A 13,252-nucleotide genomic window follows, 5' to 3' on the forward strand; every position below is an offset into this window, starting at 1 on the left:
GCACACAAAGAGGGGGAGAGCGCTTGGCGCCCTCCCCCTTCAGTCGTCAGAGTTTGTAAAAGGCGGGGTGCTCAGAGCTCCTCAGGCCAATAGAGCTTCATCGGGTTGGTTATGAGCAGCTTCTCCTGCAGTTCGGCCGTGGGCGCGATGCGCGGGATCATGTCGACGATGTGCCCATCGTCGGCGATCTCGTCCTGCATGTTGGGGTGCGGCCAGTCGGTGCCCCAGATGACGCGGTCCGGGTAATCGGCAACGAGCGGCGCGACGGCGGCCGCAAAGTTGTCCCAAGGATCGCCCATGCCGCCTTCCTTCAACGCATCGAGACGCTCCGGGCAGGTGGCCTTGAACCAGATGTCTTCGCGGCTGTCGAGGAAGGCGCGAAAGGCCTTCAGATCGGCACCATCAGGGCCTTGCGTCACGTCCGGACGGCCCATGTGGTCGATGACCAGCGGCACGGGGATCGCGTCCATGAACGGGCGCAGTTCCTCCAGGATGTCGGCCTCGAAGTAGATCACCACGTGCCAGCCTTCGGGCAGGCGCTTGGCGACTTCGAGGAACTTGTCCTTGGGCGCATTGTCGACGAGGCGCTTCAGGAAGTTGAAGCGGATGCCGCGAATGCCGCCTTCATGAAGAGCAAGGAGCTCGGCGTCCGAAATGTCAGGATCGACCACGGCCACGCCACGCGCCTTGCCGTTCGATTGGGCAATGGCGTTCAGCGTCGCGGCGTTGTCGGTGCCGTGGCAGCTCGCCTGGACGACCACGTTGCGCGAAAAGCCCAGATGGTCGCGCAGCGCGAACAGCGTGTCGGGTCCGGCGTCCTCGGGCAGGTACTTCGCCTTGGGGCTGAACGGAAATTCCGCCATCGGCCCAAAGACGTGGCAGTGCGCGTCGATCGCACCCTCGGGCGGCACGAACGTGGGCTTGCTGGGCGCGGAATGCCAGCAGACGATACGATCAGACATAGACCTCTCCATCCATCAGCTTGCGCGCGGTGCGCAGCAGGGCGGCGCTCGTCACCGAGCCTTCTTCGTTCACTTCCAGGACGCAGCTCATCTCGCCGGTCGGGTGCTCGACCGAGAGGGTCTTGCGTGCGCCGTCCGGGATCTGCGCGACCTCGGCCGCAGGCGTTCCCTCGATAAGAGCCGCGGTCGCCACCGTCACCGCCGCCAGAACGCCGACCGTCGCATGGGCACGGTGCGGAATGAAGCAGCGGGTGTTGATCGCCCCCCCGTTCACAGGCGGGGAGACGAGGAACATCTTGGGCACCGACTTCTCGGTCACATCGCCCAGGTTCATCCGCTCACCTACGGCAAGCCGGATCGCCTCGACCTTCTCGCGAAGCTCGGTGTTGGCCTCCAGTTCCTCGCGCGTCTCGGTGCCGGTGATGCCCATGTCCATCGCCTTCATGACGACGCAGGGCATGCCGTTGTCGATGAGCGTGACGGCCACCCCGTTCACCTCCTCGACGGCCTCCCCGGTCGGCAGCAAGGCGCCACACATGGAGCCTGCCGTGTCGCGGAACTCGACCGGGATCGGCGCATGGGTTCCAGGCACGCCATCGATGGCCGCCTCACCCGCGTAAGTTACCCGACCGCCAGGCGTCTGCACCGTCTCGACAGCAACCTGGTCGGTATTGACCATGTAGATCGTCACCCGGGTCTCTTCGCCCGTCGCCGCGACAAGTCCGCGCTCGATGGCGAAAGGACCGATACCTGCCAGGATGTTGCCGCAGTTCTGCGCGTCCGAGACCGTCGCCTGGTCCACGAAGACCTGGAAGAAGTGGTACTCCACATCGATGCCTTCGCGCGCCGACGCCGACACCACCGCGACCTTACTGGTAAGCGGGTCCGCCCCGCCCATGCCGTCGATCTGACGCGGATCGGGCGAGCCCATCACGCGCAGCAGGAAAGCATCGCGCGCGGCGGGATCGCTCGGCAGATCATCCTTGAGGAAATAGGCGCCCTTCGACGTCCCCCCGCGCATCCACATGACCGGAGCGCTGCGTTGGTCGCTGCCCCTTCCGGGCGCGGAACCGGTGCCCACTTCCGCTGAAGGGGCAGGATCAGACATACTTCAGGCCTTCCTTCTCCAGACGCTCGCGCATCTTGTACATGTCGAGACCAAGGACGCCCGAGGCCAGCTTCTCGCGCTTCTCGCCTTCGTTGGCTTCGCGGGCCTGCGCGGCCTTGAGGACTTCGGCCGCCTTTTCGCGCGGCACGCAGACCACGCCATCGTCATCGGCCACGATCACGTCGCCCGGGTTCACCGCGCAGTTCGCGCAGACGACGGGCACGTTGACCGAGCCGATCGTGTTCTTCACCGTACCTTGCGCATAGACGGCCTTGGACCAGACCGGGAACTGCATTTCCGTGAGGTCACGCACGTCGCGCACACCCGCATCGATGATCAGGCCCCGGCAGCCCCGCGCCTGCGCACTGGTCGCCAGAAGGTCGCCGAAGTAACCGTCCTCGCACGGGGAGGTCGGCGCGAGCAGGAGCACATCGCCCTCCTGCAGCTGCTCGATGGCGACGTGGACCATCCAATTGTCGCCCGGGGGCGAGCTGATGGTCACGGCCGAACCGGCGATGCGCGCGCCCGAATAGATCGGCCGCATGTAGCTGGCGAGCAGGCCCGTGCGCCCCTGCGCTTCGTGGACGGTGGCAACGCCGCAGGCGGCCAGACCGTCGATGATCGCAGGATCGGCCCGCTCGATATTCTGGACGACGACACCCGACATGGCAGCACTCCTCTTCGCTCGTTATCAATTCAGGTTGGCCCTGACATGGGCTTCGCGCGTGCGAGGGGGAAAGAGAACTTTGGCAATCGCCATTGGATTTGGCTAAAGATGCCCGCATGAACGTCTGGGAACTGAACTTGCGCCACTTGCGCGCGGTCTTGAAAATTGCCGAACTGGGAACGGTCAGCGCGGCGACGAGTGCGGTCAATCTCAGCCAGCCCGCAATAACACAGGCGTTAGGACGCCTGGAGGCGGCGCTGCAGGTTCCCCTGTTCGAGCGGCGCCACGACGGGATGGTGCCCACGCACGCCGGACAGATTCTCAGGAGCCGTATTTCGGCCGCGCTCCTGCACGTGCGCAGCCCCCACGTCACGATGTCGCGCCTGCGCGCGCTCCTCGCGCTTTCGGACAGCGGCAGCTACGCGGGCGCCAGCCAGGAAACGGGACTTTCGCTCCCCTCGATCCACCGCGCGGTAAACGACCTCGCCCTCGCGCTGCGCCGCCCGTTGGTCGTACGCCGGGGCAAGCACGTGGTCATGACCGATACCGGCGCGCAGTTCGCGCGCGAATTTCGCCTCGCCGTGGTCGAGCTGGAAGCCGGACTCTCCGAGATCCAGGCGCTGCGCGGCCACGAGACGCGCCGCATCGCGATCGGCGCGATGCCGCTCTCGCGCGCCCGCATCCTCCCTCTGGCCGTAGCCCGTTTCCACGCGCGCCGTCCCCAAGTACGGCTCACCATCGTCGAGGGCTCGCGCGCCGAACTGGTCGAGCCCTTGCGCAACGGCTCGCTCGACGTGATGGTCGGCGCGCTGCGCAGCCCGCTCGTCGAGACCGACCTCGAACAGCGCACCCTGTTCGAGGACGTGCCCGTCTTCCTGGGCCGCCACGACCACCCCCTCGTCGGCACGGAGCCCGAAGCCGCCGATCTCGCCCGCTACCCGTTCTGCCTGCCCGCGCGCGGCACACCGCTTCGCGACAGCTTCGAGCGCTACTTCGAAAGCCATGGCCAGAGCCCGCAGGTCCCACTGGAATCGGGCTCGGTGATGATGATCCGGCAGGTCATGATGGACAGCGATTTCCTGACCCTCCTCTCGCGCGACCAGGTGCCCGTCGAACTGGAAGCCAAGTGGCTTTCGCAGGTTGCTCAACTCCCCGCTCAATTCCACCGTGTTATCGGGATGACCACCCGCCACTCGCTACGTCCGACCACTGTTCAGGAGGAGTTTTTCGCGGATCTTGAGCAGGCCGCGCACGAAATCGCAACAGGCACAAAAACACGTTGATTAGGCAAAGCTTATAAGAGCAAGGCAGTTCCGATTAGCCGCCCGCCGCCACCGGGGGCAGACATGCCCGCCATGACACAGGCCCGCACCAAGTTCGCTTGCCTTATCGGCTTCGGGGAAGCCGGATCGACCTTTGCCCGCGCTGGAAGCTGGGGGCCGCGCGCCGCTGCCTTCGACATTGCGCCCCCGCGCCGCGCGGTCATGGAAGAACTGGGCGTCACGCCCTGCGCCAGCGCGGAAGAGGCGCTTACCGGAGCCTCGCTGGTGCTCTCGCTCGTCACCGCCGACCAGGCGCTGGAGGTCGCGCGCACCTGCGCTGCGCTGATCTCTCCGGACGCGCTGTTCTGCGACATGAACTCGGTCGCCCCCGGTACCAAGCGCGCGGCGGCCGAGGCCTTTGCCGCGGCGGGCAAGCGCTATGTGGACGTCGCCATCATGGCGCCTGTGAACCCCGCGCGCCTTGGTGTACCGCTCAACATCTCCGGGCCCGACGCAGCTGAGGCGAAAGACCTCCTTACCGGAATGGGCTTTGCAAAGACCCGCATTGTGGGCGATACCATCGGCCGCGCCTCGGCGATCAAGCTGGTCCGCTCGGTCATGGTCAAGGGGCTGGAGGCGCTCACTGCCGAGATGATGCTGGCGGCCCATGCGGAAGGCGTGGCCGAGGACGTGCTCGCCTCGCTCGACGCCAGCGAAAAGACGATCACCTGGCCCGAACGCGCCGACTACAACCTCGACCGCATGATGATCCACGGCCGCCGCCGCTCGGCCGAAATGGCCGAGGCCGCCGCCATGCTGCGCGACCTGGGCATCGATCCGCTGATGACGCAGGGCACCGTCGCGCGCCATCAGGACATCGGTGAGCTCGGCCTCAACCCGCCGCCCGCAGGCTACGCGGCCAAGCTCGACGCCATCACCGCATCACCGAAAAACCATCCGAATTCGAACAAGGGAGAGAGCTGAAGCCATGTCGCTCGTCATCGACTGCCACGGTCACTACACCGTCCTGCCCAAGGGCCACGACGCCTGGCGCGAGGAACAGAAGGCCGCCTTCAAGGCCGGCACCACGCCCCCGCCCTATCCCGAGATCACCGACGAGGAAATCCGCGAGACGATCGAGGGCAACCAGCTCAAGCTCATCAAGGAGCGCGGCGCGGACCTCACGATCTTCTCCCCGCGCGCCTCGGCCATGGCCCCGCATGTCGGCGACCAGGCGGTCGCGGCCGAGTGGGCAACCCACTGCAACAACCTCATCTACCGCGTCACGCAGATGTTCCCCGAGACGTTCGTGGGCGTGTGCATGCTGCCCCAGAGCCCCAAGGCGGACCTGACCGCCTCGGTCAAGGAACTGAAGCGCTGCGTCGAGGAGCTGGGCTTCATCGGCTGCAACCTCAATCCCGATCCGGGCGGCGGCCACTTCGAGCACCCCCCGCTCACCGACGAGTACTGGTTCCCCATCTACGAGGCGATGTGCGAGCTTGACGTTCCCGCGATGATCCACGTCTCGGGCTCCTGCAACCCGGCGATGCACGCGACGGGCGGCTACTATCTTGCCGCCGACACGGTCGCCTTCATGCAGCTGATGCAGGGTGATCTCTTCGCGAAATTCCCCAAGCTGCGCTTCATCATCCCGCACGGCGGCGGCGCGGTGCCCTATCACTGGGGCCGTTACCGGGGCCTGGCCGACATGCTCAAGAAGCCCAGCCTCGACGAATACATCATGAACAACGTGTTCTTTGATACCTGCGTCTACCACCAGCCCGGCGTCGACCTGCTGGCCGACGTGATCGACAACAAGAACATCCTGTTCGGCTCGGAAATGGTGGGCGCGGTGCGCGGCATCGACCCCCAGACCGGCCACTACTTCGATGACACCAAGCGCTATGTCGACGCGCTCGACATCACCGAGGAGGAACGCCACGCGATCTTCGAGGGCAACGTGCGCAAGGTGTTCCCGCGTCTCGACGCCAAGCTGAAGGCGCGCGGCCTCTAAGGGGCCGCCTTCCTTCCCCTACCCAACCGACCCAAGGGAGAGGTCCATGGCTGGACACAGCGACATTCACGAGTACCTCGCCGACTTCGAGGACATTCCCGGCACGCGTGTCTACACCGCCGCGCGTGCCCGCAAGGGCTACCACCTCAACCAGTTCGCGATGAGCCTGATGAAACCGGAAAACCGCCAGCGCTGGCTGGCGGACGAACGGGCCTACATCAACGAGTGGCCGATGACGCAGGAGCAGAGGGAGGCCGTGCTCGCGCGCGACTACAACCGCCTGCTCGACCTTGGCGGCAATATCTACTTCCTCGCCAAGGTCTTCTCGACCGATGGCCTGAGCTTCGTGCAGGCGGTTTCGACAATGACCGGCATGAGCGTGGAAGACTACCAGGCGATGATGGTCGCAGGCGGCCGCTCGCCCGAAGGCCAGCGTTCGATCAAGGGAGACAGCTGAGATGGCCAAGATTACTGCAGGCGTGGCCTCCAGCCACGTGCCGCTGCTCGGCGTGGCCTCGGACCAGGGCAAGGACCGGGACGACTACTTCGGCCCGATCTTCGCCGGGTACGACTGGACGCGCGAGTGGATCGCCAAGCCCGAGAACAAGCCCGACGTGGTGATCCTGGTCTACAACGACCACGCCTCGGCCTTCGACATGAGCATCATCCCGACTTTCGCGATCGGCTGCGGAGAGCGCTATGCCCCCGCCGACGAGGGCTGGGGCCCGCGCAAGGTGCCAGACGTGGAGGGCCACCCGGACCTTGCCTGGCACATCGCGCAGAGCCTGATCCTCGATGAATTCGACATGACCATCATCAACGAGATGGACGTCGATCACGGCCTCACCGTGCCGCTCACGATGATGTACGACAAGCCCGATGCCTGGCCGGTCAAGGTCATCCCCCTCGCGGTCAACGTCGTCACCTACCCGCCGCCGTCGGGCAACCGCTGCTGGTCGTTGGGCGAAGCCATCGCGCGCGCGGTCAACTCCTTTGGTGAGGACCTCAACGTGCAGATCTGGGGCACGGGCGGCATGAGCCACCAGCTTCAGGGCCAGCGCGCAGGCCTCATCAATGCCGAGTGGGACAACATGTTCCTCGACAAGCTGATCGGCGACACGCAGGACCTGCGCCATGTCCCTCACATCGAGTACCTGCGCGAAACGGGCTCGGAAGGCATCGAGATGGTCATGTGGCTGATCATGCGCGGCGCCCTGGGCAAGAGCACGAAGTGCCTGCACCGCCACTACCACGTGCCTTGTTCGAACACCGCGATCGGGCATATCGTGCTCGAACCCGTGGACGGGAGCGTGCCGCCCAGCCCCACGCTCGAAGGCAACAACGACGCGGCGCAGGCCGCCATCTGAACCGATAGACGGGCGGCGCGGGAACAATCCCGGCGCCGCCCCGCTCACATGTACGAACAGACCAAGGAGTTCCCCCTCATGCGTATAGCTCTCGTCGGCGCCGGCGCCTTCGGTGAAAAGCACCTCGACGGCCTCAAGAACATCGACGGTGTCGAAATCGCCTCGGTCATCTCGCGCCGTGCCGACCAGGCCGCCGAAGTCGCCGCCAAGTACGGCGCACCCCACTCGGGCACCGAGCTTTCCGAAGCGCTCGCCCTGCCCGATGTCGATGCCGTGATCCTGTGCACGCCGACCCAGATGCACGCCGAACAGGCCATCGCCTGCATGGATGCGGGCAAGCACGTGCAGGTCGAGATCCCCCTGTCGGACAGCTGGGAAGCGGCCGAAGCGGTCGTCGCCAAGCAGAAGGAAACGGGCCTTGTCTGCATGGTCGGGCACACCCGCCGCTTCAATCCCTCGCACCAGTACGTGCACAACAAGATCGAGGCCGGCGAGTTCAACGTCCAGCAGATGGACGTGCAGACCTACTTCTTCCGCCGCAAGAACATGAACGCCAAGGGCCAGCCGCGCTCGTGGACCGACCACCTGCTGTGGCACCACGCCGCGCACACCATCGACCTGTTCGCCTACCAGTCGGGCAAGATCGTCTCGGCCAACGTCCTGCAGGGGCCCAAGCACCCCGAACTCGGCATCGCGATGGACATGTCGATCCAGCTCAAGGCGGAAACCGGCGCGATCTGCACGCTCTCGCTCTCGTTCAACAACAACGGCCCGCTCGGCACGTTCTTCCGCTACATCGGCGACAGCGAGACCTACATCGCGCGCTACGATGACCTTGTGAACGGCCGCGAGGAAGAAATCGACCTTACCGGCGTGACCGTCTCGAACAACGGCATCGAGCTGCAGGACCGCGAATTCGTGGCCGCGATCCAGGAAGGGCGCGAGCCCAACTCCTCGGTCGGCAAGGTGCTCGACTGCTACCGCGTGATCGGTGAACTCGCCGCCAGCCTCGAAGCGCAGGACGGCTGGTCCTGAGCATGACCCGCACGATCAACGGCAAGGCCCTCAATCCCGTCGGGCTTGGCTGCATGAACGTGGCCTGGGCCTATGGCAATCCGCCCGAAAGGGCGGATGCCGAGGCTCTGTTCCGCCACGCGCTCGACAATGGCTGCGACCATTTCGACACGGCCAACATCTACGGCAAGGGTGTCTCGGAAGAGATCCTGGGCACCGCGATCATGGACCGGCGCGACGAGTTCTTCCTTGCCACCAAGACCGGGATCATCGTCGATGGCGCCCGCCGCGGCATCGACTGCAGCCCGGACGCGATCACCGCCTCGATCGAGGCGAGCTTGGAGCGCCTGCGCACCGACCACATCGACCTGTTCTACATGCACAGATTCGATCCCAAGGTGCCCATCGCGGATTCGGTGGGGGCCATGGTGCGCGCCATGGAAGCGGGCAAGATCGGCTCCTACGGCGTCTCGGAGTGGTCCTCGGCCCACATCCGTGAAGCCCATGCCGTGCACCCGATGGCCGCGGTCCAGACCGAGTATTCGCTGTGGACGCGCAACGTCGAACTGGGCGTTCTGGAAGCGACGAAGGAGCTGGGCATCGCCCTCGTGGCCTTCTCGCCGGTCGCGCGCGGCGCACTGTGCGGGGAGTTGACCGATCCGGCCACGCTCACCGAGAAGGATCTGCGCCGCACGCATCCGCGCTTCCTGCCCGAGAACTGGCCCGCCAACCTGGAACTCATCCAGCAGTTCAACGCGCTCGCCGCCGAGGCCGGTGTGGCGCCCGCCCAGCTGGCGCTGGCCTGGGTCCTTGCCCAGGGCGAGAACGTCCACGCGATCCCGGGCACCCGCTCGGTCGCGCACTGGGAAGAGAACAATGCGGCCGCCACATGCGATGTCCCGGCCGAAGTGCTGGAAAAGGCCGCCGCCCTCATCAACCAGGAGAGCGTGCATGGCCACCGCTATCCCGAAGTGATGCGCGGCACCATCGACACCGAGGACTACGTCTGAGCCCCAGAGCCTGACGAACAGCGCCCCGGCGTCAGCCCAAGAGCCCTCCCCCGGCCTGCCGCGGGAGGGCTTTTCGCATCAGCTGTGCGCACCCTGGAACGCCGCGATCCGGCGCGCAACGTCCGCCGCAATATCGGCGTAGAAGGCCGCGATGTCGTGGTAATGCAGGTTCCCGGCGGGAAGCGGTGCATATTCCAGCGCCGGATCGACCTCGAGCATGGCAATGCCCTCCTCGCAGGTCACCGAGACCGCGCCAGCGACAAGCGCCTGCAGGTTCCCCTCGCCCGCCTTTCCGGGCAGAGCCCCGCTCCCGCGTGCGCGCCCGGCAAGCGTCACCGGGTCGTTGCACAGCAGTCGTGCATCCCCTTCGGGATGGGCGGCGAGGAAGGGGCCCTGCGCCCGCGCGCGGTAGCTTTGCGCATCGCTGCCCGCCTGAAAGGTGTTCCAGCTGAGCACGCAGCCGGTGTCATCCTCTCCCCGGCATGGCAAAAGCCCGGCCAGATCATGGGCGAAATCCCCCTCGAGCACGGCCACCCCGACAACATAGGCCGCAACCATGCGCGCGGCGAGCGGCGTGCCGCGCACGTGCTCCTGCAGCAGGCGACGCACCATCAAGGCCCCTTGGCTGTGGCCCACGAGAACAAAGGGCCGACCGTCGTTGGCCTCAGCCAGATAGTGCGCGAAGGCGCGGGAGATATCACCATAGGCCAGATCGTAGGCGCGCGGCCCTTCCTCGCCGTCGAGGACGGCCGCAAGCGAGGCCTGGCGGTAGCGCGGCGCGTAGATCCGGCAGCAGGCGTTGAACGCGCTCGCCTGACGCGCCAGCACCGAGATATCGGTCCAGCGATTGGTCGGGCCATCGGCGACATCCGCATTCCAGGCGCTGCGTGACAGGAAGCTCGTCGGGTGGACGTAGAAGACGTCGACCGCGTGCGCTCTGCCCTGCGCCAACCCACCGCCGGGCTGCTGCAAGGCGCGCGAAGGGCGTCCGGGCCAGGCGGCCCAGGTACGCGGGTGGGCATAGTCAGGCGCAGGCGGAGCCGTACTTTCAGCAAAGGGCGCTGGCCCTTCCTCCCCCACAGACGCCGGGCCTGATGTGCCCGCCGTCCCCAGACCGAATGCAAGTATTCCTCTCAGCATGACACCCCCCGAAATTCCCACTGTGCACCTTCTCCTGTGATCCATGCTCTTCGCTACGCAGCAGGTCACAGGTGTGACAGGACACGATCCACCGTCTCTCGCTGTTTGAACAGCCCCTCTCGCCGCGCTGGCCATTTGCGCACCGGCAGGGCCCATTGCCCGGCAGGGGACCTGGGCAGCACCAGGGATTGAAGGAAAGGACACACGAGGATGCCCGAGAGCCGCAAGACCGCCGTTGTCACCGGCAGCACACGCGGGATCGGACGCGCACTTGCCGAGGCGCTCCTGACGCGCGGGATCAACGTGGTCGTCTCTTCCACCAACGCCGAGGAGGCCCGCGCGGTCGCCGAGGAGATCGGCCGCGACATGCCTGCAAGTGCGCTGGGCCTTGCCTGCGACGTCACCCGCCCCGAAGACGTCAACGCGCTGTGGGCCCAGACCTGCGTGCAGATGGGCAAGGTCGATATCTGGATCAACAACGCCGGTCTCGCGCTTGGTGGCCCGCTCATGCAGATCACCGACGAGGACATGCGCTCCATGCTCGACGTCAATGTCATGGGCGTGGTCCACGGCTGCCGCACCGCCATTCGCGGCTTCGCGCAGGCCGAACACGCCGGCGCTCTCTACACCATGCTCGGCGCAGGGGCCGACGGCAGCCTTGTCCCCCAGATGAGCGGCTATGCAGCCAGCAAGGTGGCGGTCACCTATCTCATGGATTGCCTGGCCGAGGAGACGCTGGGCACGCCCGTCCTCACCGGATCGCTGAGCCCCGGCCTCGTCATCACCGAAGGGTTCCTGCGCGAGAACCGCAAGACAGGCGGCATGCCCCCGGAACGCCGCGCCCAGGTCAACCTCATTGCCGATCACCCCGCCACCATCGGGCGCTGGGCCGCGCGCATCGTCGACACCAACACCAAGCACGGCAAGACCTTCCACTGGCTCACCCGCCGCAAGATCCGCGAACGCGCCCGCAGTGGTCGGCGCGAAGTGCTTTCGGCCTATCCCGAGCTCGCGGGCGGTGCATCGCAAGCGAACCTTCCTGGGGGATGAGGCGAGACAAGCGAAGACCCTAGAATCTTTCCGAGGGCCATCGCCCTCGGGCTCCCAAAACTGTCCAGCTCACCTCCCGCACGCGGCGTTGGCTGAAAAAGGTGAGCTCGCCCGTTTGGGGGGCAAGGGGCGATGCCCCCTTGTACTAGTCTCCTTTCTTTTCCCTCCGTTCTCGGCAGATGAACAGCGCTGCGCAAAGCCCCCTGCCCCAACGCACCTCTTGCGGCACACTCGCCCCATGACCCAGACGAGACGAGCCGCCACGCAGCCAAGCACCGTCGCCCTCATCACCTTCGCACTCGCCGCCTTCGGGCCGGGCCTGCTGCAGATGCCGATGATGGCCTACGTGTCCCAGCTCTACGCCAAGGAATTCGGGATCGACCTTGCCGCGCTGGGCGGCGTGCTTGTCACCTTGCGGGTGTTCGATGCCGTCACCGACCAGCTCATGGGCTACGTCTCGGACCGCACGCGCACGCGCTGGGGCGCACGCAAGCCCTGGATCGTGGCGGGCGGCCTGCTGTGCCTCATCGCCTCCTTCTTCCTGCTGCGCCCGAGCGGACCGGTCGGCCTTGTCTACCTCGTCGCGTGGAAGGCACTCTACGACTTCGGCTTCACGATGATCGACATCAACCAGCAGTCCTGGGGCGCGGAGCTGACCACCGAATATAAGGCGCGCTCGAAGATCACCGGGGCCAAGGCCATCGTCACCCAACTGGGGAGCCTGGGCAACTACGTCCTGCCGATCGCGGTCGCCTGGTTCGGCCTCAGCGAAAGCTCGGCCTACTCGATCGACATGCTCGCCTATTTCTTCGTGGCGGCCGCAGTGATCTTTCCCGTGACCATCGGCATCAGCTTCTTCTTCGCGCCCAAGGGGATCGCGCTTCCCGCCAAGCGCCCCGAACTGATCGGCTTCCTGAAATCGGTGCGTTCCAACAAGCCCTTGTGGATCTACCTGGCCTCTTTCACCTTGTGCGGGATGGGCATGGGGATCCTGCAGATCATCTTCACGTTCTATGATGGCTACCTGAAACTCGGCGCCTGGTACCCCTACCTGATGACCGTCTTCGCGATCACCATGGCCGCCTCCATGCCGCTGTGGATCTGGGCGGCGGGACGTTTCGGCAAGCACAAGAGTTATGTCGTGGCGGTCACGATCTCCAGCCTTGCGATGCAGGGCTACTGGTTCGTCGATGTCGCCACGATGAGCCTCGACACGATCCTCGCGATCAGTTTCGTCGTCATCGTCTTCATCGGTGCGGGGGCCTCGGCCATCGTCGTCATCAGCCCCGCGATCCTGGCCGATGTTGCCGACTACGGGCGCCTGCGCACCGGCGAGCAGCGCACCGGGGGCTATTTCGCCTTCTACCTTCTCACCAACAAGGTGGCGCTGGCCATCGGCGCGGGCGCGGCGTTCCTGCTTCTCAGCCTGTTTGGCTACGATGCCCGCGCGGACGCCACCAACGATGCGACCGCCGCCTTCGGCATGCTCTTCACCGTCGCGCTGCTTCCCGCAATTCTCAAGATCGGCGGCGCGCTCATCATCTGGCGCTTTCCCATCGACCAGCGCCGCCACGCGGTGATCCAGCGGCGCATCGTTCAGCTTGAGACCCGCCAGCTCGAAGCCCGGATGCCGCTCGCACCCGCATGATCCCATTTCC

The 13,252-nt window shown here is 65.9% G+C and carries 13 protein-coding genes; 9 read left to right on the top strand and 4 right to left on the bottom strand.

Annotated features, from left to right (window positions below; all coding sequences use genetic code 11):
- Positions 1 to 71 precede the first annotated feature (71 nt).
- The 3 genes from HT578_RS09680 to ligK form a co-directional block, all read right to left on the bottom strand.
- A complete protein-coding gene (locus HT578_RS09680) occupies positions 72 to 962 on the bottom strand; it encodes an amidohydrolase family protein (RefSeq protein ID WP_039390736.1) in 891 nt (296 codons plus the stop codon).
- The gene (locus tag HT578_RS09685) at positions 955 to 1,989 is read right to left on the bottom strand and encodes a 4-oxalomesaconate tautomerase (protein WP_213504241.1); all 1,035 of its coding nucleotides are present in this window, start codon (positions 1,987 to 1,989) and stop codon (positions 955 to 957) included. The genes HT578_RS09680 and HT578_RS09685 overlap by 8 nt, the downstream gene beginning before the upstream one ends.
- Before the next feature lie 73 nt (positions 1,990 to 2,062).
- Positions 2,063 to 2,737 carry a 4-carboxy-4-hydroxy-2-oxoadipate aldolase/oxaloacetate decarboxylase gene (gene ligK / locus HT578_RS09690; protein ID WP_213503778.1) on the bottom strand — a complete coding sequence of 225 codons (675 nt, stop codon included), beginning with the start codon at positions 2,735 to 2,737 and terminating at the stop codon, positions 2,063 to 2,065.
- Positions 2,738 to 2,853: 116 nt separating this feature from the next.
- Here ligK and HT578_RS09695 point away from each other — a divergent pair, with 116 nt between their 5' ends.
- From HT578_RS09695 to HT578_RS09725, 7 genes are all read left to right on the top strand, one after another.
- Positions 2,854 to 4,020, top strand: a complete 1,167-nt coding sequence (locus HT578_RS09695) for a LysR family transcriptional regulator (RefSeq protein WP_213503779.1) — start codon at positions 2,854 to 2,856, stop codon at positions 4,018 to 4,020.
- A gap of 63 nt (positions 4,021 to 4,083) precedes the next feature.
- Positions 4,084 to 4,983 (top strand): NAD(P)-dependent oxidoreductase, encoded by a 900-nt coding sequence (locus tag HT578_RS09700; RefSeq protein ID WP_239026576.1) that lies wholly within the window; start codon positions 4,084 to 4,086, stop codon positions 4,981 to 4,983.
- A gap of 4 nt (positions 4,984 to 4,987) precedes the next feature.
- The gene (locus tag HT578_RS09705; RefSeq protein ID WP_039390732.1) at positions 4,988 to 6,013 is read left to right on the top strand and encodes an amidohydrolase family protein; all 1,026 of its coding nucleotides are present in this window, start codon (positions 4,988 to 4,990) and stop codon (positions 6,011 to 6,013) included.
- A gap of 46 nt (positions 6,014 to 6,059) precedes the next feature.
- Positions 6,060 to 6,470, top strand: a complete 411-nt coding sequence (ligA, locus tag HT578_RS09710) for a protocatechuate 4,5-dioxygenase subunit alpha (RefSeq protein ID WP_213503780.1) — start codon at positions 6,060 to 6,062, stop codon at positions 6,468 to 6,470.
- A 1-nt stretch (position 6,471) separates the two neighbouring features.
- Positions 6,472 to 7,380, top strand: coding sequence for a class III extradiol dioxygenase subunit beta (locus HT578_RS09715; RefSeq protein ID WP_213503781.1), 909 nt, complete (start codon positions 6,472 to 6,474; stop codon positions 7,378 to 7,380).
- A gap of 78 nt (positions 7,381 to 7,458) precedes the next feature.
- Complete coding sequence (locus tag HT578_RS09720; RefSeq protein ID WP_213503782.1) at positions 7,459 to 8,415, top strand: Gfo/Idh/MocA family oxidoreductase; 957 nt, start codon at positions 7,459 to 7,461, stop codon at positions 8,413 to 8,415.
- 2 nt (positions 8,416 to 8,417) lie between these two features.
- Positions 8,418 to 9,404 carry an aldo/keto reductase gene (locus HT578_RS09725; RefSeq protein ID WP_213503783.1) on the top strand — a complete coding sequence of 329 codons (987 nt, stop codon included), beginning with the start codon at positions 8,418 to 8,420 and terminating at the stop codon, positions 9,402 to 9,404.
- 78 nt (positions 9,405 to 9,482) lie between these two features.
- Here HT578_RS09725 and HT578_RS09730 read toward each other — a convergent pair whose 3' ends face one another.
- Positions 9,483 to 10,355 (bottom strand): DUF3089 domain-containing protein, encoded by an 873-nt coding sequence (locus HT578_RS09730; RefSeq protein ID WP_213503785.1) that lies wholly within the window; start codon positions 10,353 to 10,355, stop codon positions 9,483 to 9,485.
- A gap of 399 nt (positions 10,356 to 10,754) precedes the next feature.
- Here HT578_RS09730 and HT578_RS09735 point away from each other — a divergent pair, with 399 nt between their 5' ends.
- Positions 10,755 to 11,594, top strand: coding sequence for an SDR family oxidoreductase (locus tag HT578_RS09735; protein ID WP_213503786.1), 840 nt, complete (start codon positions 10,755 to 10,757; stop codon positions 11,592 to 11,594).
- A 238-nt stretch (positions 11,595 to 11,832) separates the two neighbouring features.
- Complete coding sequence (locus HT578_RS09740) at positions 11,833 to 13,242, top strand: MFS transporter (RefSeq protein WP_213503788.1); 1,410 nt, start codon at positions 11,833 to 11,835, stop codon at positions 13,240 to 13,242.
- Positions 13,243 to 13,252 lie beyond the last annotated feature (10 nt).

This window comes from Novosphingobium decolorationis (assembly GCF_018417475.1).
In the GTDB taxonomy this organism is placed as follows: domain Bacteria; phylum Pseudomonadota; class Alphaproteobacteria; order Sphingomonadales; family Sphingomonadaceae; genus Novosphingobium; species Novosphingobium decolorationis.

Coding starts and splice junctions, on each gene's coding strand:
- HT578_RS09680 (WP_039390736.1), bottom strand. CDS start 962: ATGTCTGATCGTATCGTCTGCTGGCATTCCGCGCCCAGCAAGCCCACG.
- HT578_RS09685 (WP_213504241.1), bottom strand. CDS start 1,989: ATGTGGATGCGCGGGGGGACGTCGAAGGGCGCCTATTTCCTCAAGGAT.
- ligK (WP_213503778.1), bottom strand. CDS start 2,737: ATGTCGGGTGTCGTCGTCCAGAATATCGAGCGGGCCGATCCTGCGATC.
- HT578_RS09695 (WP_213503779.1), top strand. CDS start 2,854: ATGAACGTCTGGGAACTGAACTTGCGCCACTTGCGCGCGGTCTTGAAA.
- HT578_RS09700 (WP_239026576.1), top strand. CDS start 4,084: ATGCCCGCCATGACACAGGCCCGCACCAAGTTCGCTTGCCTTATCGGC.
- HT578_RS09705 (WP_039390732.1), top strand. CDS start 4,988: ATGTCGCTCGTCATCGACTGCCACGGTCACTACACCGTCCTGCCCAAG.
- ligA (WP_213503780.1), top strand. CDS start 6,060: ATGGCTGGACACAGCGACATTCACGAGTACCTCGCCGACTTCGAGGAC.
- HT578_RS09715 (WP_213503781.1), top strand. CDS start 6,472: ATGGCCAAGATTACTGCAGGCGTGGCCTCCAGCCACGTGCCGCTGCTC.
- HT578_RS09720 (WP_213503782.1), top strand. CDS start 7,459: ATGCGTATAGCTCTCGTCGGCGCCGGCGCCTTCGGTGAAAAGCACCTC.
- HT578_RS09725 (WP_213503783.1), top strand. CDS start 8,418: ATGACCCGCACGATCAACGGCAAGGCCCTCAATCCCGTCGGGCTTGGC.
- HT578_RS09735 (WP_213503786.1), top strand. CDS start 10,755: ATGCCCGAGAGCCGCAAGACCGCCGTTGTCACCGGCAGCACACGCGGG.
- HT578_RS09740 (WP_213503788.1), top strand. CDS start 11,833: ATGACCCAGACGAGACGAGCCGCCACGCAGCCAAGCACCGTCGCCCTC.